Source organism: Ketobacter sp., assembly GCF_003671495.1.
In the GTDB taxonomy this organism is placed as follows: Bacteria; Pseudomonadota; Gammaproteobacteria; order Pseudomonadales; family Ketobacteraceae; genus Ketobacter.
The window spans coordinates 221,147-240,042 of record NZ_RCHN01000013.1 but is presented as its reverse complement, the minus strand read 5'-3'; the positions used below and the strand labels follow the sequence as shown (position 1 = coordinate 240,042).

General features: G+C 58.2%; 16 protein-coding genes and 1 riboswitch. Of the genes, 11 read left to right on the top strand and 5 right to left on the bottom strand.

Annotated features, from left to right (window positions below):
• Nucleotides 1–10: 10 nt before the first annotated feature.
• Together egtD and egtB are read right to left on the bottom strand one after the other, a co-directional pair.
• Nucleotides 11–997, bottom strand: coding sequence for an L-histidine N(alpha)-methyltransferase (gene egtD, locus D9N14_RS05920; RefSeq protein ID WP_290577957.1), 987 nt, complete (start codon nt 995–997; stop codon nt 11–13).
• The gene (gene egtB / locus D9N14_RS05915) at nt 990–2,240 is read right to left on the bottom strand and encodes an ergothioneine biosynthesis protein EgtB (protein WP_290577955.1); all 1,251 of its coding nucleotides are present in this window, start codon (nt 2,238–2,240) and stop codon (nt 990–992) included. Before egtB ends, egtD begins: the two co-directional genes overlap by 8 nt.
• Nucleotides 2,241–2,356: 116 nt before the next feature.
• Here egtB and D9N14_RS05910 point away from each other — a divergent pair, with 116 nt between their 5' ends.
• Entirely contained in the window at nt 2,357–3,541 is a 1,185-nt protein-coding gene (locus D9N14_RS05910; protein WP_290577953.1) for a hypothetical protein, read from the top strand.
• Nucleotides 3,542–3,758: 217 nt separating this feature from the next.
• The gene (locus D9N14_RS05905) at nt 3,759–4,433 is read left to right on the top strand and encodes a TorF family putative porin (protein ID WP_290577951.1); all 675 of its coding nucleotides are present in this window, start codon (nt 3,759–3,761) and stop codon (nt 4,431–4,433) included.
• 84 nt (nt 4,434–4,517) lie between these two features.
• On the opposite strand, the gene rep is transcribed toward D9N14_RS05905, so the two are convergent.
• On the bottom strand, nt 4,518–6,524 hold the full coding sequence (rep, locus tag D9N14_RS05900) for a DNA helicase Rep (RefSeq protein ID WP_290577949.1): 2,007 nt from the start codon (nt 6,522–6,524) through the stop codon (nt 4,518–4,520).
• A 182-nt stretch (nt 6,525–6,706) separates the two neighbouring features.
• Here rep and D9N14_RS05895 point away from each other — a divergent pair, with 182 nt between their 5' ends.
• The 5 genes from D9N14_RS05895 to cmoB all read left to right on the top strand — a co-directional run bounded on the left by D9N14_RS05895 (nt 6,707) and on the right by cmoB (nt 11,280).
• Complete coding sequence (locus tag D9N14_RS05895; protein ID WP_290577947.1) at nt 6,707–7,477, top strand: SDR family NAD(P)-dependent oxidoreductase; 771 nt, start codon at nt 6,707–6,709, stop codon at nt 7,475–7,477.
• A 39-nt stretch (nt 7,478–7,516) separates the two neighbouring features.
• Nucleotides 7,517–8,716, top strand: a complete 1,200-nt coding sequence (locus D9N14_RS05890; RefSeq protein WP_290577945.1) for an acyl-CoA dehydrogenase family protein — start codon at nt 7,517–7,519, stop codon at nt 8,714–8,716.
• A 59-nt stretch (nt 8,717–8,775) separates the two neighbouring features.
• Nucleotides 8,776–9,465, top strand: coding sequence for a hypothetical protein (locus D9N14_RS05885; protein WP_290577944.1), 690 nt, complete (start codon nt 8,776–8,778; stop codon nt 9,463–9,465).
• A 91-nt stretch (nt 9,466–9,556) separates the two neighbouring features.
• On the top strand, nt 9,557–10,294 hold the full coding sequence (gene cmoA, locus D9N14_RS05880; RefSeq protein WP_290577942.1) for a carboxy-S-adenosyl-L-methionine synthase CmoA: 738 nt from the start codon (nt 9,557–9,559) through the stop codon (nt 10,292–10,294).
• Nucleotides 10,295–10,314: 20 nt separating this feature from the next.
• Complete coding sequence (gene cmoB / locus D9N14_RS05875; RefSeq protein ID WP_290577940.1) at nt 10,315–11,280, top strand: tRNA 5-methoxyuridine(34)/uridine 5-oxyacetic acid(34) synthase CmoB; 966 nt, start codon at nt 10,315–10,317, stop codon at nt 11,278–11,280.
• Nucleotides 11,281–11,287: 7 nt separating this feature from the next.
• On the opposite strand, the gene D9N14_RS05870 is transcribed toward cmoB, so the two are convergent.
• Nucleotides 11,288–11,545, bottom strand: a complete 258-nt coding sequence (locus D9N14_RS05870; RefSeq protein WP_290577938.1) for a hypothetical protein — start codon at nt 11,543–11,545, stop codon at nt 11,288–11,290.
• A gap of 70 nt (nt 11,546–11,615) precedes the next feature.
• Nucleotides 11,616–11,821, top strand: a riboswitch (cobalamin riboswitch).
• 181 nt (nt 11,822–12,002) lie between these two features.
• Here D9N14_RS05870 and D9N14_RS05865 point away from each other — a divergent pair.
• From D9N14_RS05865 to D9N14_RS05850, 4 genes are all read left to right on the top strand, one after another.
• Nucleotides 12,003–13,844 carry a TonB-dependent receptor domain-containing protein gene (locus D9N14_RS05865; protein WP_290577935.1) on the top strand — a complete coding sequence of 614 codons (1,842 nt, stop codon included), beginning with the start codon at nt 12,003–12,005 and terminating at the stop codon, nt 13,842–13,844.
• A 412-nt stretch (nt 13,845–14,256) separates the two neighbouring features.
• Nucleotides 14,257–15,792 carry a fatty acyl-CoA reductase gene (locus D9N14_RS05860; protein WP_290577933.1) on the top strand — a complete coding sequence of 512 codons (1,536 nt, stop codon included), beginning with the start codon at nt 14,257–14,259 and terminating at the stop codon, nt 15,790–15,792.
• Nucleotides 15,793–15,960: 168 nt separating this feature from the next.
• Nucleotides 15,961–16,425: a hypothetical protein gene (locus D9N14_RS05855; RefSeq protein ID WP_290577931.1), complete on the top strand. Its 465-nt coding sequence runs from the start codon at nt 15,961–15,963 to the stop codon at nt 16,423–16,425.
• A 105-nt stretch (nt 16,426–16,530) separates the two neighbouring features.
• Nucleotides 16,531–18,180 (top strand): OmpP1/FadL family transporter, encoded by a 1,650-nt coding sequence (locus D9N14_RS05850; protein ID WP_290577929.1) that lies wholly within the window; start codon nt 16,531–16,533, stop codon nt 18,178–18,180.
• A 27-nt stretch (nt 18,181–18,207) separates the two neighbouring features.
• Here the strand turns inward: D9N14_RS05850 and D9N14_RS05845 are convergent, their stop codons facing one another.
• On the bottom strand, nt 18,208–18,834 hold the full coding sequence (locus D9N14_RS05845) for a TetR/AcrR family transcriptional regulator (RefSeq protein ID WP_290577927.1): 627 nt from the start codon (nt 18,832–18,834) through the stop codon (nt 18,208–18,210).
• Nucleotides 18,835–18,896: the final 62 nt, after the last annotated feature.

Genomic DNA, 18,896 nt, shown 5'->3' with positions numbered 1-18,896 from the left:
GTACATGGCATCAGCCGGCGGTCAGGTAATGCAGGCTGAAGTGTTGTTGCGGGTCCTGCCACAGGTCTGTCGGGTGGAAGCCGGCCTGTCTGGCCATGGCGACAAACCCGGGCACGCTGTATTTGTAGGAATTCTCCGTGTGGATGGTTTCTCCCTTCCTGAACCTGAAACACCTGCCCTCAATGTCGATCAACTGATCCCGTTTGCTCACCAGATGCATTTCAATGCGGGACTCTTCAGCATTGAAAAACGCATGGTGAAAAAAGTGCTGGGGTCGCAGGTTGGTGGCAAAGGTGTCTTGAATGCGCTGCAGCAGATTCAGGTTAAAGGCGGCGGTGTAACCGGCTGCGTCGTTATAGGCGGCGTTCAGGATGGGGGTGGGCTTGACGCAATCCACCCCGATCAGCAGGCCATCCCCCGGTGCCAGCAGGGCGCGGATGCGCTGCAAGAACGCTCCGGCTTCCTGTGGCGTAAAATTGCTGATGGTGGAACCGGGAAAGAACACCAGCTTGCGCTGCTGGCCGGGCTGGCGAAAGGCAGCGGGCAGTTCGATGTCTTTGTGATAGTCGCCCACAATAGGATGCACATGAACCTGGGGGAACTCGGCCGACAGCTGGCGGGCGGATTGCGCCAGGATTTCCATGGATATGTCGATGGGAATGTAGCTGCGGGGTTGCTGCAGACCCGCCAGCAACAGCCGTATTTTGATACCGGCCCCGGAGCCGAACTCCAGGATGTCGCAGCCCGCCCCCACCTGGGCGGCGATGGATTGCATGTTGGTGGTGAGAATGCCCAGCTCTGTGCGGGTGATGTAGTACTCTGGCGTGTCGCAGATGGCTTCGAACAGCTGCGAGCCCTGCTCATCATAGAAGTATTTGCACGGCAGGCTCTTGCGGGGTTGGCTCAGGCCGTGCAACACGTCCTGCAGAAATTCCTGGTCCTGGGGCAGGCTTTCATCAATCAGCGCCAGGGCGGTGTTGGTGTCTTGGTTAGGCATCGTCGGCCATCCTTATGCCGGTGAATTGCCACTGGGCGTGGGCGGGGAAAAAATTGCGGTAGCTGGGTCGGACATGCCCCCGGGGTGTGACACAGGAGCCACCTTTCAACACCAGCTGATTGCACATGAACTTGCCGTTGTATTCCCCCACGGCACCGGCGGCCGGTTTGAAACCGGGGTAGGGGCTGTAGGCGCTGCGGGTCCATTGCCAGCAGGTGCCGTAAAGTTGCTGCAGGCCGTCTCCGGCGGGTGCCGGGGCCGGGTGCAGGCGGGTCAGATCCAGAAAATCACCGGCCACGGGAAGGGAACCGGCTGCGGTTTCCCATTCCGCTTCTGTGGGCAGTCGTTTCCCACTCCATTGTGCGAAGGCGTCCGCTTCGTAATAGCTGATGTGGCACACCGGTTCCGTCAGCGCTATGGGCTGCAGGCCTGCCAGTGTGTAGTGCTGCCATTGACCATCGGCCTGCTGCCAGTACAGCGGCTGCTCCACCTGCTGTTGCTGGCGCCAGGCCCAGCCATCCGATAGCCACAACAAGGGGTTGTGGTAACCACCATCGGCCATAAAGTCCAGGTATTCCCCGTTGGTGACCAGGCGCTGGGCCAGCTTGAAGGGCGGCACCAACACCTGATGGCGGGGGCCTTCATTGTCAAAGTGGAAATCGGGGCCGTCATACCCCAGGTTGTATTGGCCACCCGCATAAGTTAACCAGTGTTGTGTGCTGGCGGAACCGCGCTCAGGCTCCCGGGTCACCAGGGCCGGGTACAGGGGGTTGAATGAGAATCCGTGTTTGATGTCGGTCAGCATCAGCTCCTGGTGCTGTTGCTCGTGCTGCACACCCAGCTCAATCAGCTGCAGGCCCGCCGGGTCGGCCCACCCGGTCCTCAGCAGTGCTTGCAGGTGATCATCCACGTATTGGCGATAGGCGTGTACCTCGGCCACCGTCGGTCGTGAAATCAGGCCCCGCTGCGGGCGCCGGTATTGGGGCCCCACCTGGTTGTAATAGGAATTGAACAGATAGGCGAATTCGGGGGCATAAGGTTGATAGCCGGGCAGATAGCGGTTGAGCACGAAGGTCTCAAAGAACCAGCTGGTATGCGCCAGATGCCATTTGGTGGGGCTGGCATCCGGCATGGACTGGATCATCTGATCTTCCGGTTGCAGCGGCTCGGCGATATCCCGGGACATTTTTCGGGTAGACTGATAGCGGGTCAGTAACTGAGTGGTCCGGTTATCCATTTCCATGGATGAACTCCCGTCACAGGTGTTGTTATCATGGTTACAGCGGGTGCCTGTCACTCTAACATGAATGCTTCAGGCTGCCCACGCAGTGTCTTTAATCGTAACTTACAGGAATTCCAATGAGCCGAGTTTTGATGGGCCTTTTGGTGCTGATGAGCGCCATGGTACACGCAGAAAATGTCTTGCATGTTAAGGCGGGGCAAACCCACACGCTGTCCCCACAACAGTCTGCAGTGTTCTTCGACAAGCTGATTCTGGAAGACGGTGCGGTGTTACAGGTGCCCGGCGCATTGGAGCAGCTGCAACTGGACGCGGCCTGGGCGGAAATCGGCAAGGATGTGAAAATCCTGGCCCGGGGTGCGGATGGCAAACCCGGCAACGCTGGCGAGGACCGGTCGGGGCAGGCGGAAGAGTGTAAAGCCGGTAGGCGCGGTGGCGATGCCGGTCATGGTACCCAGGGGGGCAAAGGGGTGTCCCTGGTAATGATGATGGGCATTGCCCGGCTGGGCTCCCTGACCATCAACAGCCGTGGTGGTGCCGGGGGACAGGGTGGTACCGGAGGGCAGGGCCAGGCGGCCGGGCCGTTTGATAAATGCAACGCGCCCGCCGGAGGTGCCGGGGGAGCTGGCGGTGATGGTGGTGACGGCGGCAATGGTGGCCAGGTCACCCTGACCTACCGCGTGCTGGGTGAGAAAGGCGCAGTAGGGGATGTCGCAACCCTGATCAGTGTGCAGAACGGTGGTGGTCAGGGAGGCGAAGCGGGTGCCGGTGGAGACGGTGGCGCTGGCACTGAAGGCAAGTACATCAACATGCGCACCCTCACCGGTAACCGTAAATGGATGGCCGGAGGAGAGGCCGGAGAACCGGGGGTTCCCGGCAAGCCGGGCCGGGATGGTGTAAAAGGCCAGGTTCTGATTCAGCAGGACCTGCGGGACCGTATGGATACCATGATCCAGTCCCAGTCGGCTCAGGTGGCTGCCCTGCGGGATCAAATGGTGCAGAAACTGGCACAGGAGAAGCAACAGGTCGAGGCCGCAGCCAAGCAGGCGGTGGCTGCCGTAGAAGCCCAGGTGGTTGCCCTGCAGGCCAATTTGAACAGCACCGCCAATCAGAGTTCGGTTGATCAATCCATAGCCAGTATCCAGCAGGCCATGGAGCAACAGGCGTCCCGCATTGATGAGCTGGGCGCCAAGTTGGAGCAATCCCTGAAGGCCATGCAATCCCAGTTGGATCAATTGAACAAGCAAGTTAGCTCACTGGATAAACAGGTAGACAGTTTGTCCGCTTCTCCGTCTGCGCAATAGCGGCGGCTTGGGCGATTTTGGTGCGCCCGCTTTTGGTGCGCGCACTTTTAAAGTGCGCGCATTGCAGTTTTATGACATGATCCCCGCTTGAAAATCCCAGTATTGCCTTGTCTGAGCCCCATGCATTTTGTTGGCACGCTCGTTGCTTTTGTTGTCGGGAGTTCGTAAACCAAGGTTTTAAAACCTTATATCGTCTAACCTCTGGGGGTTACTTTTTATGTTGAATAAACAATCCAAAATGCTTCGTTTGAGTGCTCTTTCTCTGGCCGTTGCCGGAGCCATGACCGTTGCGCCTGCTGCTAACGCGGAAGTATCTGCTGCTGTTGGCATTGCCAACATGTATTTGTGGCGCGGTTTCGATCTGGGTACTGGTGATGCGCAAGTATCCGGTGATCTGAGCTACTCCAGCAGTGGATTCTACACGGGCGTATGGGCTGCTTCAGGTGATGGCGCCTGGGGTTCAGAGTACGACCTGTATGCCGGTTATGGTGCAGAGTTCGGTGGCGTTTCCGTCGATCTGAGCGTTTGGACCTACACCTATGCCAACTATGAAACCTTTAACGATCCAGGCGAACTGTCTGACGCCGTGCTGTCTCTGGGCTTCGCTGGCTTCTCTGTAACTGGCTATGACAACATCGCTGGCGGTTCCGGCAACGCCTACTACACCATCAGCTACGGTTACGATGCGTTCTCCATTTTGGTGGGTCACCATGACATTCGTGGGGACTTCGGCTGGAGCGATGATATCGCTGATGACGATATGACCCACGTGGATCTGTCCTATGCATACAACGACAACCTGTCTTTCACTGTGAGCCAGCAGGTTGATCAAGAGCAGGATAACGGCAAGCCCAAAGTGGTCGTTTCTTACAGTCTGCCTCTGGGCGACTGATCGCACCACCGAAAAAGTTTTCTCTCCGAATTGGGCCGGTCTTGCACCGGCCCTTTTTTATGGCATTCGTTTGACCCCACCGGCTCAATCAAACAGATTCTTCAGGTTCGCCAGATGGGCGTTGCCGATTTCCTGCTTTTCCTCTTTCGACTTCTCAAAGCCGCGCCCCTCCCAGGCCAGGTCGTCCTGCGGCATTTCATCCAGAAAACGACTGGGGGTGGGCTCGAATTCCTCACCGTACTGTTTGCGCTTGGCAGTATAGCTCATGGTCAGCTCCCGCTTGGCCCGGGTGATGCCCACATACATCAGGCGGCGCTCCTCCTCGATGTTGTCCTCCTCGATGCTGGAACGATGGGGCAGCAGTTCCTCTTCCATGCCCATTAAAAACACATAGGGGAACTCCAGTCCCTTGGAGGCGTGCAGGGTCATCAGTTGCACCCGGTCGGAGTCATCCTCCTCTTTCTGCTGTTCCAGAATATCCAGCAAAATCAACTTGCCGATCACGCTTTGTACGTCGTTTTCGTCGTCGGCTTTTTCCAGCATGCGCTCGATGGAGCTCACCAGTTGCCAGACGTTCTCCATGCGCTTTTCGGCCATCTTGGGGCTGGAGGACTGCTCCGTTAACCAGTTTTCGTAATCAATGTCACGGATCATCTGCTTGATGGCCGCCACCGCATTGCCGCGCTGGATATTGTCCCGGGTTTCCTCAATCCAGTCGTGGAAGCGTTTAAGCATGGAATACTGTTTGGCTTTGAGGGTTTCCGCCAGTCCCATTTCACAGCTCACAGAAAACAGGCTGCGCTCCCGCCCCTGGGCGTATTCCCCCAGTTTCTCCAGGGTGCTGGGCCCCAGTTCCCGCCGTGGTGTATTCACAATGCGCAGGAAGGCGTTGTCGTCGTCGCTGTTCATGATCAGGCGCAGGTAGGCCATGATGTCCTTGATTTCCGCCTTGGAAAAAAAGGAGCTGCCACCGCTGACTTTATAGGGCACCTGGAACTGCTGCAGTTTCAGCTCGATGATGCGGGACTGGTGATTGCCCCGGTACAGCACGGCGAAGTCCTTGAACGGGCGTTTTTTCTGCAGGTGCTGATTGAGAATCTCGCTGGCAATCTTTTCGGCTTCGTGGTCTTCCGTACGGCAGCGCATCACCCGAATAGGGTCGCCGTAACCGTGTTCGCTCCACAATTTCTTTTCAAACACGTGGGGATTGTTGGCGATGACCTGGTTGGCGCATTTCAGGATACGACCGGAGGAACGGTAGTTTTGCTCCAGCTTGATCACCTTCAACGACGGGTAATCCTGGGCCAGCTGGGCCAGGTTTTCCGGACGGGCACCGCGCCAGGCGTAAATGGACTGGTCGTCATCCCCCACCACCGTGAAGCGGGCGCGTTTGCCCACCAGCAGGCGCACCAGCAAATATTGCGAGGTGTTGGTGTCCTGGTATTCGTCCACCAGCATGTAATAGATGCGGTTGCGCCAGCGCTCCAGAATCTCTTCGTTATCCCGGAACAGCAAGGTGGGCAGCAGGATCAGGTCGTCAAAATCCACGGCGTTATAGGCCCGCAGCATGCGGTCGTACTGGGCGTAGGTCTGCGCGGCCCGCATCTCGTCTTCGTCGTTGGCGCGGGAGAGGGCCTGGGAAGGCGTCACCAGATCGTTCTTCCAGTTGCTGATGGTGTGGCGGATGTAGTCGATGTCATCGGCCCCCACTTCCGTTTCCCGGTGCAGCAATTCGGTCAGCAGGGTGCGGCTGTCCTGATCGTCAAAGATGGAGAAGCCGTTTTTCAGGCCCAGGTGCTGCTGCTCCTTGCGGATGATGTTCAGCCCCAGGTTGTGGAAGGTGGACACGGTAAGCCCCCGGGCCTGTTTGCCTTTCACCAGCTGGCTGACCCGCTCTTTCATTTCCCGGGCGGCCTTGTTGGTGAAGGTGACCGCCACGATGCGGTGGGCGGGGATCTCGCACTTCTGGATCAGGTGGGCGATCTTGCGGGTGATCACGCTGGTCTTGCCGGAACCGGCCCCCGCCAGTACCAGCAGGGGGCCGTCAATGTGGTGGACGGCTTCGGATTGGCGGGGGTTTAACTGGCTCACGGACTGCACTCGATTGGAAAATCACCGGGTCGGTTATTTTACACCTTCACCCCAAGGGCTGAATACTGGCAAGGCCAGTTTGTCACCTGCGGCTACTATTCTGTCTGCTGGGTCAATTGGATTGAAACCGCCTTTCACGTATGCTCGGGGGCCTTTCCGGCTAGACAAATTAAGGATTTTTCATGACTGATGTGAATTTCAGCCTTGCAGGCAAAGTGGTTTTGGTGACCGGTGCATCCAGCGGATTCGGCCAGATGTTTGCGCCGTTCCTGGCCCGCCAGGGGGCCAAACTGGTGGTGGCGGCGCGCCGTCGCGACCCGTTGCTGGCACTGGAAGAGCAGATCGAGAATGAAGGCGGGCGCTGTCTGGCGGTGACCATGGATGTGGCGGATCGGGCCTCCATCGTCGAAGCCTATGACCAGGCGGAAGCCGCCTTCGGCTGCGTGGATGTGGTGGTGAACAACGCCGGCATCGGCCTGTCCGCCCCGTTCCTCAAGATCACCGAAGAGGACTGGGACAAAGTCCTGGATACCAACCTAAAAGGCGCTTTTCTGGTGGCCCAGGAAGGGGCTCGCCGCATGAATGCCCAGGGCAAGCACGGCTCCATCATCAACGTGGCGTCGGTGCTGGGTCTGCGGGTTACCAGTTACCTGTCCCATTACAGCGCCTCCAAGGCGGGCCTGATCCAGTTGACCAAGGCCATGGCCCTGGAACTGGCGGACTACGGTATACGGGTTAACGCCCTGGCACCCGGTTATATCCTCACCGACATCAACCGGGACTACTTTGAGACCGAGGGCGGTAAGCGTATGATTCAGCGCATTCCGCAGAAGCAGCTGGGTAAGATCGAAGATCTGTTGGGACCCTTGCTGCTGTTGGCTTCGGATGCTTCCCGTTACATGACCGGATCGGTTATTTCCATAGACGGTGGTCATGCCGTCACCAAAATTTAGTGTTGGTTTTTATTTTTAGTTTTGTTTGCAGAGGGTTGTATGGACTTTACATTATCAGATGAGATTGAAAGCACGCGCCTGCAGGTCCGTGATTTTGTCGCCAAAGAAGTGATTCCCCTGGAATCCGACCAGGCTAACTTCGATGAGCATGAGAACCTGAAGGAAAGCGTGGTGGCCACACTGCGGGAGAAAGCCAAGGCCCAGGGCCTGTGGGGTTTCCAACTGCCCAAGGAACGCGGTGGCCGGGAGCTGGGCGTGGTGGGCATGGCGGCCCTGTACGAAGAAGCGGCCCGTTCCCCCTTTGGCCCGGTGGCCTTCAACTGTGCACCCCCCGACGACGGCAACATGATCGTGCTCAACAAGATCCTGAGCGACGAGCAGAAGGATAAGTGGTTGCAGCCCATCATTGATGGCAAGGTGCGTTCCGCCTTCGCCATGACCGAGCCGGACGGCGGTTGTGGCTCCGACCCCAGCCTCACCTACACCCGCGCAGAAAAAGTGGGCGACAAATGGATCATCAACGGCCGTAAGTGGTTCATCACCGGGGCTGAAGGTGCGCAAACTTTCATCCTGATCGCCAAGACCTCCGACGATGAACGGAAGGGATTGACCGCCTTTTTGTTCGATAAGGATCAGCCCGGCTGGGAAATCGTGCGCCGCATCCCCATCATGGGCCCGGAAGAGCACGGCGGCCACTGCGAACTGAAATTCGACGGCCTGGAAATCCCCGATGAGAACCGCCTGCTGAACATTGGCGACGGCCTCAAAGTCACCCAGATCCGCCTGGGCACCGCCCGCCTGACCCACTGCATGCGCTGGTTGGGTCTGGCCAAGCGCTGTATGGAGATCGCCGGTGGCTACGTGGAAAACCGCATGAGCTTCGGCACCACCCTGTCTGGCCATGAAGGCGTGCAGTGGATGATGGGTGACGTGGCCAAAGAGATCCACATCGGCCGCCTGCTTACCATGAATGCGGCCTGGAAGCTGGATCAGGGGGATTTTGCCCGCAAGGAAATCTCCATCGCCAAGATCCAGGTGGCTGACACGCTGCACAAGGCCGCCGATACTGCCATTCAACTCTGTGGCGCCCGCGGCTATTCTAAGGACACCATCATCGAGTGGATCTACCGCTATGCCCGTCAGGCCCGCCTGGTGGACGGTGCTTCAGAAATCCACAAGATGGTATTGTCGAAATACTATCTGTCGGAAAAACACGACTTCTTCAAATGGGGGGTGTAACGGCGGCCTGAGCCGATCGTCGCACACAGGGCAGAAAACAAGAAACAGGAACCTACAACATGCCAACCAAGTACTATCTGGCCTTCGCCTCTTCCAAGGATTTGGAAGGCGCGGCCATCGAACTGTTGGAACGCCATGCCAACGGCGCCAAGGACAGCCACATTCCGCTGATGGAATCCACCATGGATTACTTCATCCCGGAAATGCTGAGCGCCTTCCTGGTGGACACCGTGGATGCATTGGGGCTGAGCAAAATGGCCACCAAGATCATCCACTCCACGGCGGACATCATCGGTAAAACCGCGAAGATGCTGGTGCCCCAGTTGCTGAAAAAACGCAGCAATGAGGAGCTGACCCCCATGATCGAGTTCGTGGACGAGATCTATGTACGGGATCACCAGTCCTCCAACGGCAAGGCCTGCACCGGTTGTGAAATGGATGAAGCCACCTTTACCCGCATGAAGAATGTGGTGGCCGCAGTGCGGGCAGGTCAGATTGAGGAAAACCGGGGTGAATTGATGGCGCTGATGTCAATGACCGTGGATATTCTGCTGGAAGGCCTGATGAAGGAAGCCATCAACAAGCTCAAGCACGGGTTTGTGGTACGCAAGATTGCCGACGGCGCCATCTCCACCTGCCAGGCTGCCGGCCATGGGGTGGTGAACAAGGTGTTCAAGAAGCTGGATGATGAGCAGATGCTGCATCTGGCCAACTACTTCGATACCCTGCTGATCTCCGCCGAACGTTAATCCCACCACCGGCTCGGCTGCCAGGTTTGGCAACCAAGTGACCTCGGGCTAGAATGGCGCCATTCTAGCCCAGGTGACTGCCGCTGCTGCCATGACTGACAAGCCCTCCCAGGACAAACTGTTTGCCAAGCCCCTCACCCATCTGGTGGATTTCACCTTTGATGAGCAGGTGGCCAGCGTGTTTCCCGATATGATCCGGCGCTCAGTGCCCGGTTATGAAACCGTCATCGCCATGCTGGGGGTGTTCGCCAGCTCCCTGGTGACCCGGGGCTCCCGGGTGTACGATCTGGGCTGCTCCCAGGGGGCCGCCACCCTGGCTCTGCGCCGCCATATCCAGGTGCCCGATGTAACCCTGGTAGCGGTGGACAACTCCGCACCCATGATCGAGCGCTGTCGCTCCAACGTCGCGGCAGACCTGTCCCCGTCGACGGTGGAACTGCGTTGTGAAAACATCCAGGATACCCCCATCGAAAATGCCTCCCTGGTGGCCCTCAACTATACCCTGCAGTTTGTGCCCCTGGATCAACGCCTGCCCCTGGTGCAGCGCCTGTATGAAGGCTTGAACCCCGCAGGCGGCCTGATTCTGTCAGAAAAAATCCGTCTGCCCGCCGAACCTCAGCAAGAGCACTTCACCCAGTGGCATCATGAATTCAAGCGCCTCAACGGCTACAGCGACCTGGAGATCAGCCAGAAGCGCCAGGCCATTGAGAATGTGTTGATCCCGGAGTCCGGCGCAGACCATATCCAGCGCTTGCAGCAGGCGGGATTCAGCCAGGTGTACTGCTGGTTCCAGTGCTTCAACTTCGCCTCGTTTGTGGCCATCAAGTAACTCATTGCAGCAGACAACCCATGGAATTCGACGCCTTTTTTGATCACGCCGCCCGCACACCTCTGGCCCCTTATGGAGCGGCCCTGCGCTCAGCCCTGGCTCAGGTGGAGCCGGACAAGCATGGGGATTTTGCCCGCTGGCAGCAGGCCGTGCTGGACTTGCCCAGGGTGGCGATTTCCTCCCTTGCCCTGGACCAGGCGGTGGTGCGGGCCGGAGCAGCAGGGGACGTGGATGAGCCCACCCGTGCCCGCATTGAGCACAGCCTGCGTGGGTTGCACCCCTGGCGCAAAGGTCCGTTTGAAGTGTGTGGCGTGCACATTGACACGGAGTGGCGCTCGGACTGGAAATGGGATCGTCTGGCGCCCCATATCGATGACCTGCACGGGCGTATGGTGCTGGATATCGGTTGCGGCAGCGGCTATCACCTGTGGCGCATGCGGGGGGCTGGGGCGGCCCTGACCCTGGGGGTGGACCCGTCCCTGTTGTTCCAGATGCAGTTCCGGGCCCTGCAGCACTTTATCGGGCAGCAGCCGGTCTACCACCTGCCCCTGGGCATTGAACATCTGCCGGCAGAGATGCGGGCGTTCGACACGGTGTTTTCCATGGGCGTGCTGTACCACCGCCGTTCCCCCTTCGATCACCTGATTGAGCTACGGGATCTGCTGCGACCCGGAGGCCAGTTGGTGCTGGAGACTCTGGTGATTGACGGAGAGGAGGGGCAGGTGTTGGTGCCGGACGGCCGTTATGCCCGCATGGGGAATGTCTGGTTCCTGCCCTCGGTGCCCACCCTGTTGCAGTGGTTGCGCAAGGTGCGTTTTAAAAACGCGCGCTGTGTGGATGTGACGGTGACCACGGCGCAGGAGCAACGCCCCACCGACTGGATGACCTTCCAATCCCTGCCAGACTTTCTCGATGCGCAGGATGCCACCCGTACCATCGAAGGCTATCCCGGCCCCAAACGGGCGCTTGTGCTCGCTGAAGTGTAATGGCGGGCTAGTGGGAATCCAGGCCCGGGTGCCGTTCTTCGCTCTCCAGTTTGGCCAGCAGGCGGGTCAGTTTGCTGTGCTCGGTGCTGCTCTGGCCGGAGTGAATATAGTGCTGCACCTGATCGTACAGCTGCTCCAGCAATTTAAGCCGATATTCGTGGTTTAACAGACACTTGGCCATGTAGTGCGGGTCTTCACCCTGTTCCCGCATGCGACCGGCTTCGGCCAGCGCGGCGGCCAGTTGTTCTTTTGTGGGGCGGCCCATATTTCACCTCATGGTTGGCATTCTGCTAATCAGTTTAGCACCGAATTCCTTGACTAATGGCCCCCGATCCATAGACTAGGCCGCCGATGGTTCCTGCGAAGGATTAAATGGGAACGCGGTAAGGCACCCTGTCAGAGCACAGGCTGTTGAGTCCGCGGCTGTCCCCGCAACTGTAAGCGAAGAGCATTTTTCAACCACGGCCACTGGGTAACTGGGAAGGCCGAAAAATGCGATGACACGTGAGCCAGGAGACCTGCCATCACACGGTTTTTTCTCTGTGGAAGAAAGCGTGCTCGTCACCTACCAGTAACGGGTTTTTATTGGTGCGGCTACCGTCACGGTGACGATACCCAGGTGTGGTTACCGAAGGCGTATCGGATTTTCAATGCATCCAACCGTTGCTGTACCCCTTTGGAACACACGTAGTCCTTTATTGTTATTTGTTTAGGGGTATTGCATGAAATTGCGATTTATCGTTGCCGGCTACGGCCTGTTGGCGTCCACGGTGTATGGTCAGGAAACGCTGCAGGTGGCAGCCTATTCACCCGAGATGGGCGATGAAGTGGTGGTGACGGCGTCTCGTTCACCGGTGGCCTTGAAAGACACTCTGGCCTCCACCACGGTGATCACCGAAGAGGATATCCGGCGCACCCAGGCACGCAACCTGTACCAGGTGCTGAAGACCGTACCCGGGGTGAACGTGCGTCGGCGTGGCGGGCGTGGCTCCAACAGCAGCGTGAGCCTGCGGGGCATGGGCGCCTCCGGTACCCTGGTGCTGGTGGACGGCATCCGTATCGAAAGCGGCACCAGTGGTGATGTGGACATCCAGCAGATTCCCGTGGACCAGATCGAGCGCATCGAGATTGTACGGGGGCCGAAGTCCAGCCTCTACGGCTCCTCGGCCCTGGGTGGCGTGATCCAGATTTTCACCCGTTCCGGCAAAGAGGATGGGGTGCGCTACACCGCGGGTTACGGCAGCGACAACACCCGCGAGGGCATTGTGACCGCCACCGGTTCATCGGAATCCTCCACCTACAGCCTGACTCTGTCCCATGTGGAGTCAGATGGCTTCGACAACCAGTATTCGGATGACGATGCCACTGGCGAAGACTGGCTGGACCTGGACGACGACAGCTATCGCAAATCCAACCTGAGTTACCGCGGGGTGGCCACGTTCACGGACCAGATCGACGGCTTTGTGTCGTTGATCCGCAATGAAACGGAAAACGACTGGGATGGCGCCGGCGCCTATCCCTCCACCACCACGGATTCCACCATTGCCGCAATCGGTACGGAAATCACCCTGGACCAGTACACCGGCAAGCTGCAATACGGCCGCTTTAATGAAGAGTACGTGAGCAGCGATCGTCTGGTGTCGTGGAACAACGGCACTGGCAAGGTGATGCGGGATGAAGCCCTGTGGGAAAACACCTACCAGATGGATGCCAACAATCGCATCAACTTCGGTGCCGACTATAAAGTGGAAGACGCTTCTTACACCCTGGACTGGGGGAACTATGATAAGTCTGACCGCGATATGTTCTCCGGTTACCTGAACGCCAATTCCCGCCTGGGGGCTATGACGGTGGAGGGCGGGTTGCGTCACGATGACGACGAGGTGTTCGGCAGTCACCTGACTGGGGACGCCGGTATTGCCTGGCATTTTTCAGAGCAGACCAAACTGTCTTTCACCTACGGCGAGGCCTTCAAGGCGCCTTCCAATAATGACCTGTATTACCCGGGCTACGGCAATCCCGATCTGCTGCCGGAGAGTTCTCGCTCCATTGAAATGGGGCTGGATACCTACACCGAAGCCATGATGGTGTCGTTTCACGTGTTCCGCACCAAAGCGGACGATCTCATTGCCTACAACCCGGTGATCTACGGCCCGGAGAACATCAACCAGGCCACCATCAAGGGGGCGGAACTGCAATTGGGTTCCAACCTGTACACCCTGGACGTGGGCTTGAACCTGACGTACCAGCAGCCCAAGAACGACATCACCGGCGCCGATCTGCAGTTGACGCCGCGGCAGATGGCGTCACTGGAAGTGGACAAAGTCACCGAGCGCTGGTCCGTGGGGTTGTCCTGGTATCTGCAGGGCAAGCAGTACGACAACCGTGGTGACGCAATGCCGGGTTACGGCCTGCTCGGTGTGCGCGGTTCCTACCAGATCAGTCCTCAATGGACGGTGCGAACCCGCATCGATAACCTGTTGGACAAAGATTATATTGAAGTCACCAACTACAACACCGAAGGTCTGTTTGCGATGGTGAATGTGGACTTCACACCCCGTTAAATATGCCCCACTGCAAATGCCTCACAGCATATGATCCACAATAATGCGCAGTAGATGCGCGTTGCACCCGGGTGGTGGCGCTGCCCGGGTGACCTTTCCATTCAATGATGTCTCACTCTTTTTGCTGCATAGCGTGATGAGTCGGTTTGGGCTAATGAGATGGGCCCGTGCCTGGGCGCTGACAAACCATTAGTGTGCGAAATGTCTCTGCCTTGATAGTAAATTGTGCACGGTGTAACAGGATGTCGTCAGAGAGCAGGATATGGAAGGTTGGATTTGCTATGCTCTTCATCACTTTAGAGCCCTGATTCCCGCCCGAACGGATTGTGGCCGGAATTTTGCTGCTCATCTCTTCGCACGTTTTTATGCGTACCCAATTTTACGCGTCCATTTTGAGCAAGGAGCACATCTAATGGAAGCTCAAGCCTCCAGTACCATCACGCTAGACAGCTTCAACGGCAAGTCGGTTTTCATCACCGGTGTAACCGGTTTTGTGGGTAAGGTTCTGCTCGAAAAAATTCTGCGGTCGGTGCCGTCGGTGGAACGTATCCATCTGCTGATCCGCGGCAACCGTCGTTATCCCTCCGCGGCTGAACGCTTTCAACAGGAAGTGGCGACGTCGTCCATATTCGATGTGTTGAAAGGAGAGGATGAAACGGCCTTCAAGCGCCTGTGTGAACGCAAGCTGCGGTTTGTCAGTGGTGAGTTGACCGCGGAGCGGTTTGGCCTCAGCGAGGCGGCGTTCAACGAGCTGGCCTATGATGTGGATCTGGTGATCAATTCCGCCGCCAGCGTCAATTTCCGGGAACCATTGAACGATGCCCTGGCCACCAATACCCTCAGCCTGCACACCATCATTCAGTTAACCCAGGCGAGAAAGACTCCGGTGGTGCACGTCTCCACCTGTTATGTGAACGGTTACCACGAGGGCCTGATCCCTGAAACCGTGGCGGGCCCGGCCCGGGCTGCGTTGTCTCGGGCAGCGGGTGGATATTACAAAGTGGAGCCGTTGATCGAGCATCTGCAAAACACGGTGGAGGCAGTAACGGCAGCGTGTGATGAGCCTGCGCAACGCAGCGAAGCGTTGGTGGAGGCGGGGTTGCGGGAGGCGGACCGCTACGGTTGGAACGACACCTATACCTTTACCAAATGGATCGGGGAACAGTTGCTGCTGCAGCATATGCAGGGGCAGGCCCTTACTATTCTGCGTCCCTCCATCGTGGAAAGCACCTTACACGAGCCGACACCGGGCTGGATCGAAGGGGTCAAGGTGGCGGATGCCATCATCATGGCCTATGCCCGCCAGAAGGTGACCTACTTTCCCGGTGACCCCCGCGCTGTAATCGATATTATTCCGGTGGACCTGGTGGCCAACAGCATCATCCTGGCGGGGGCCGAGGCGCTGATGGAGCCCCCCTGTCACCGCATCTACCAGTGCAGCACCAGCAGCCATAATCCGGTCTCCATCAATGAGGTGATCCAGTGCGTGGTGCAGGAAGGCAAGCAACGCCATCGGGAATACCCCAACCTGTTCGCTTCGGCACCACGGCGCCCGTTTGTGATGATCCCCGGGTGGGCTTTCCACGGTGGGTTGGCGGTGGCCTACCGACTGCTGGCCTGGAAGCAATCCCTGTTCAGTTGGTTGGGGGCGGCCGTGTCCTCATCACAGTTGAGTAACCTGGATGCCATGGTCAAACTGGCACTGATCTTCTCCTTCTACACGCGGCCCCGCTATCGTTTCAGCAACGAAAACCTGTGTGCCCTGGCTGCCCGGGCCGGTGCCCACGAACAGGAGATCCTGCCGGTGGCCACCACGGGTATGGATTGGCAGCATTATCTGCAACGGATTCATCTGCCCGGCTTGAATCGATACGCCTTGCGACCGCGGGCGATCAAAGCCGCCGGCTTTAAAAAAGCGCGGGCCCGGCGGACCGCAGTGGGGGCCTGAACCGGCTGCGTACAGCAGCTGATCAATCCGCGTCGATTCCCGTAATACCGCCTGCCGCGGATGCGGATTATTTACTTCAATCCTGAGCTCCGACAGGGGATTCTGGTTGTGCATTCCTGCACCAGGATTCCTTCATCAAGCTGCCGTAACCCAGGCAAGGAGCTTCTCATGACCATCTGCCCAGTACATTCCGTAAAGGGTATCCCCACGATCCTTATCACCCTGCTGTTTTCCTCGATGGTCATGGCGGATACTCGTTCCCAGGCGGGTGGACCTGCCAGTTTTTTTCCCAGCCCCGATGCAGCAGAGGGTTCCACCTACACCTGTCGCCCCGGCGACAGCAATTGGTGCTCCAACGGCTTCCAGATTGCCTGCGATCTGTTGGGCGGCGGCCTGAGTGTGGAGAAAGACGGCGGCGTCACCTGCGCAGTACCGGACAAAGCTGGCACCGCAGGATCGTTCAGCAGCGGCAGCTCTGACGGGGAGCGCTTCAGCCAGATTGATCTGACCTGCTACGGCGAGTGCGATGAATTCAAGGCCAACTGCGACAAAGGCAAAGGTGGCCTCAGTTCGGAGCCGGACGGTGGCATCACCTGCTCGGTGGAGGATCACAGCTGCAGCGGCTGCGATTGATGACCGCGCGGTCAGATTGGCCCGAACGGACCTTTAATAAGGAGGGCAACCCTCTAAACTGAGCGAGTGCTTAATAAAAAAATAACGAAACCAAGCGCGAGTTCTATGATCACGTTATTGCCCCGATATTTGGCAGGGATCGCCTGTCTGTGTACGGCCTGTGCAGCCCCGGCTGCCCTGGTGGAAAACCTCACCATGGGGAACGCCAAAGCCCTGGCATTGGGCAACGCCGTGACGGCGGACCCGCCCGGGGTGGATTCCATCCATTACAACCCGGCGGGGCTCACCCAGCTGAAGGGTTCCCAGTACAATCTGAAAGTGCTGGCCGCCTCCATGAGTTTTACGGTGGAATTTGGCGGCTACGACGAGGTCACCCAGATGATGGTGGACAATAACGGCTACAACGATGTGGCTGCCTACCAGACCAGTGAAACCTCCACCATCGGCCTGCGCATTCCCTACACCGAGGGCATCACCGAGTGGCCGCTGCCGGTACTAATCCTGCCGTTGGGGGGCGCCTCCTTCAATCCCCCCGGCACCGATGTCACCTATGCCACCGCCGTGTACGCGCCCATGGCCGCGGGCTATATCCGGGATGACGACGATCCGGCCCGCTTCATGGGGCAGCATATGTCCCTGGCCAAGATCACCTATTTTTCACCGTCCTTTGGTGTGCAGCTGACCGATCGCTTCTCCGTGGGAGCGTCCCTGGGCTTCTCCTGGCAGGGGGTGACCGCCAAAACCCAGATTCGGGTGCCTAATATGGCCCTGTTGTTCGGCGAGAACCTGACCCGGGATCTGCAGGAGCAGGGGTTGTGCCCGGACCCGGCAGATCCGGAACCGTTCATCAATTTCTGCGGCATTGATCCCAGTGTGTCCCGCCTGGGCCCCTTTACCGACGTCACCAGCCTGGAGTTCGATGCGGAAACGCCGGTGGTACCCAACTTTAATGTGGGTTGGCTGTGGCAGGTCACAGACTGGCTGAGCTGGGGCATGGTCTACCAGTTCGAGAGCACGGCCGATCTGGATGGCTATTACCGGCTGGAATACAACGAGGAGTGGGTGAATTTTTTTGACGGCATTTATCAAAGCGGTTTGTATTCCGCGATCACGTCACTGGTGGCCTTCCCCACCGGGCAGGCCAACTCGCCCCACGGGCGGGGCATTGAAACCGGTGACGCCAAACTGGAAATCATCACCCCGGCCCACTTTGCCACCGGTATTGCGGTGCAACTGACGCCAAAATGGCAGTTGAATATCGACGCCAAGTGGACCGACTGGGAAGCCTGGGACGGTCTCAAGGTGGAGTTCGATCAACCCTTGGATTTCACCAAGCTGGCAACCCTGGTGTCACCCTATTCGGAGCTGACGGAACTGACCATTCCACGCCATTATAAAAGCGTCTGGAACTGGGCGTTCGGACTGGAATATCAATACAGCAACCGGCTGGCTCTGCGCGCGGGTTACGAGCCCCGCAAATCCTCCATCCCGGACGACAAACAGGATGTGCTGTTGCCGCTGGGGGATGCGGAGCTGTATTCCCTGGGCTTCGAATGGCGGATGCCCGGCGACAAAATCCTGGAGGTGGGTGTGGGCTATATGAGCGCGAAAGCGGACGTGCCTGCCGGCAGCAGCACCAACGCCAACAGTTCCGATCACTTCAACAATTTTATCTATAACCCGTATGCGGGAACGGATTTCACCTCGTCTGCCCAGGCGTATCTGTTCGAGTTGAGTTACACCGCGCCTTTTTAGTTGATATCGCGCTGGTTAAGCAGCGGGCTAGCGAGGCATCAGGCCGTGCATGATGACGTCCACCAGGGAGTCCACCTGGATGCCCAGCTGGCGGCTGTCGTCGATGCCCTGCATGGCAAACTCCGGTCGAATCAACATGTTCACCGAGCCCAGGATCAGGGTGTGCAGGGTGACGTTGCTGACGTTGCGGATCTCGCCCCGTTCGATGCACAGGGTCAAAGCCCGGTCGACGATTTTCAGATAGGGTTTGAGGTATTGGTCCCGTATGTACAGGGCCCGTTCCTCGTCGTCATTGAGTACATTGAAAATCAGTTTGAACATGGCCGGTTTGCGCCGGGCCACTTCCAGCATGATGGTGATGTAGTTGCGCAACATGGACAACGCGTTATCCATGTCCGGGTCCAGTTGCAACTCAGCAATCAGCTGGCGGAATTCCCGCTCGATGATGGTGTCCACCACCTCTCGCCACAGTTTTTGTTTGGAGCCAAAGTGATGGTTGAACAGGGAATCGCTGACCCGCAACTTTTTGGCCAGGGCACGCAGTGACACGTCGTTGAAACTGCGCTCGGAGAATTCCTCGAAAGCGTGTTCCAGCAATTCGGTTCGGGAAAGTGTGTTGGCGTTGGCGGCGGGTCTGCCCGGTGCGCGTCCCATGTGAATCCGGCTCCGTAAAACAATGCAGGAGATGTTAGCACAGGGACGCGTTGCGCCATACC

Excerpts from the sequence above, each read along its gene's own strand:
- egtD (WP_290577957.1), bottom strand. The coding sequence starts at position 997 with ATGCCTAACCAAGACACCAACACCGCCCTGGCGCTGATTGATGAAAGC.
- egtB (WP_290577955.1), bottom strand. The coding sequence starts at position 2,240 with ATGGAAATGGATAACCGGACCACTCAGTTACTGACCCGCTATCAGTCT.
- D9N14_RS05910 (WP_290577953.1), top strand. The coding sequence starts at position 2,357 with ATGAGCCGAGTTTTGATGGGCCTTTTGGTGCTGATGAGCGCCATGGTA.
- D9N14_RS05905 (WP_290577951.1), top strand. The coding sequence starts at position 3,759 with ATGTTGAATAAACAATCCAAAATGCTTCGTTTGAGTGCTCTTTCTCTG.
- D9N14_RS05895 (WP_290577947.1), top strand. The coding sequence starts at position 6,707 with ATGACTGATGTGAATTTCAGCCTTGCAGGCAAAGTGGTTTTGGTGACC.
- D9N14_RS05890 (WP_290577945.1), top strand. The coding sequence starts at position 7,517 with ATGGACTTTACATTATCAGATGAGATTGAAAGCACGCGCCTGCAGGTC.
- D9N14_RS05885 (WP_290577944.1), top strand. The coding sequence starts at position 8,776 with ATGCCAACCAAGTACTATCTGGCCTTCGCCTCTTCCAAGGATTTGGAA.
- cmoA (WP_290577942.1), top strand. The coding sequence starts at position 9,557 with ATGACTGACAAGCCCTCCCAGGACAAACTGTTTGCCAAGCCCCTCACC.
- cmoB (WP_290577940.1), top strand. The coding sequence starts at position 10,315 with ATGGAATTCGACGCCTTTTTTGATCACGCCGCCCGCACACCTCTGGCC.
- D9N14_RS05870 (WP_290577938.1), bottom strand. The coding sequence starts at position 11,545 with ATGGGCCGCCCCACAAAAGAACAACTGGCCGCCGCGCTGGCCGAAGCC.
- D9N14_RS05865 (WP_290577935.1), top strand. The coding sequence starts at position 12,003 with ATGAAATTGCGATTTATCGTTGCCGGCTACGGCCTGTTGGCGTCCACG.
- D9N14_RS05860 (WP_290577933.1), top strand. The coding sequence starts at position 14,257 with ATGGAAGCTCAAGCCTCCAGTACCATCACGCTAGACAGCTTCAACGGC.
- D9N14_RS05855 (WP_290577931.1), top strand. The coding sequence starts at position 15,961 with ATGACCATCTGCCCAGTACATTCCGTAAAGGGTATCCCCACGATCCTT.
- D9N14_RS05850 (WP_290577929.1), top strand. The coding sequence starts at position 16,531 with ATGATCACGTTATTGCCCCGATATTTGGCAGGGATCGCCTGTCTGTGT.
- D9N14_RS05845 (WP_290577927.1), bottom strand. The coding sequence starts at position 18,834 with ATGGGACGCGCACCGGGCAGACCCGCCGCCAACGCCAACACACTTTCC.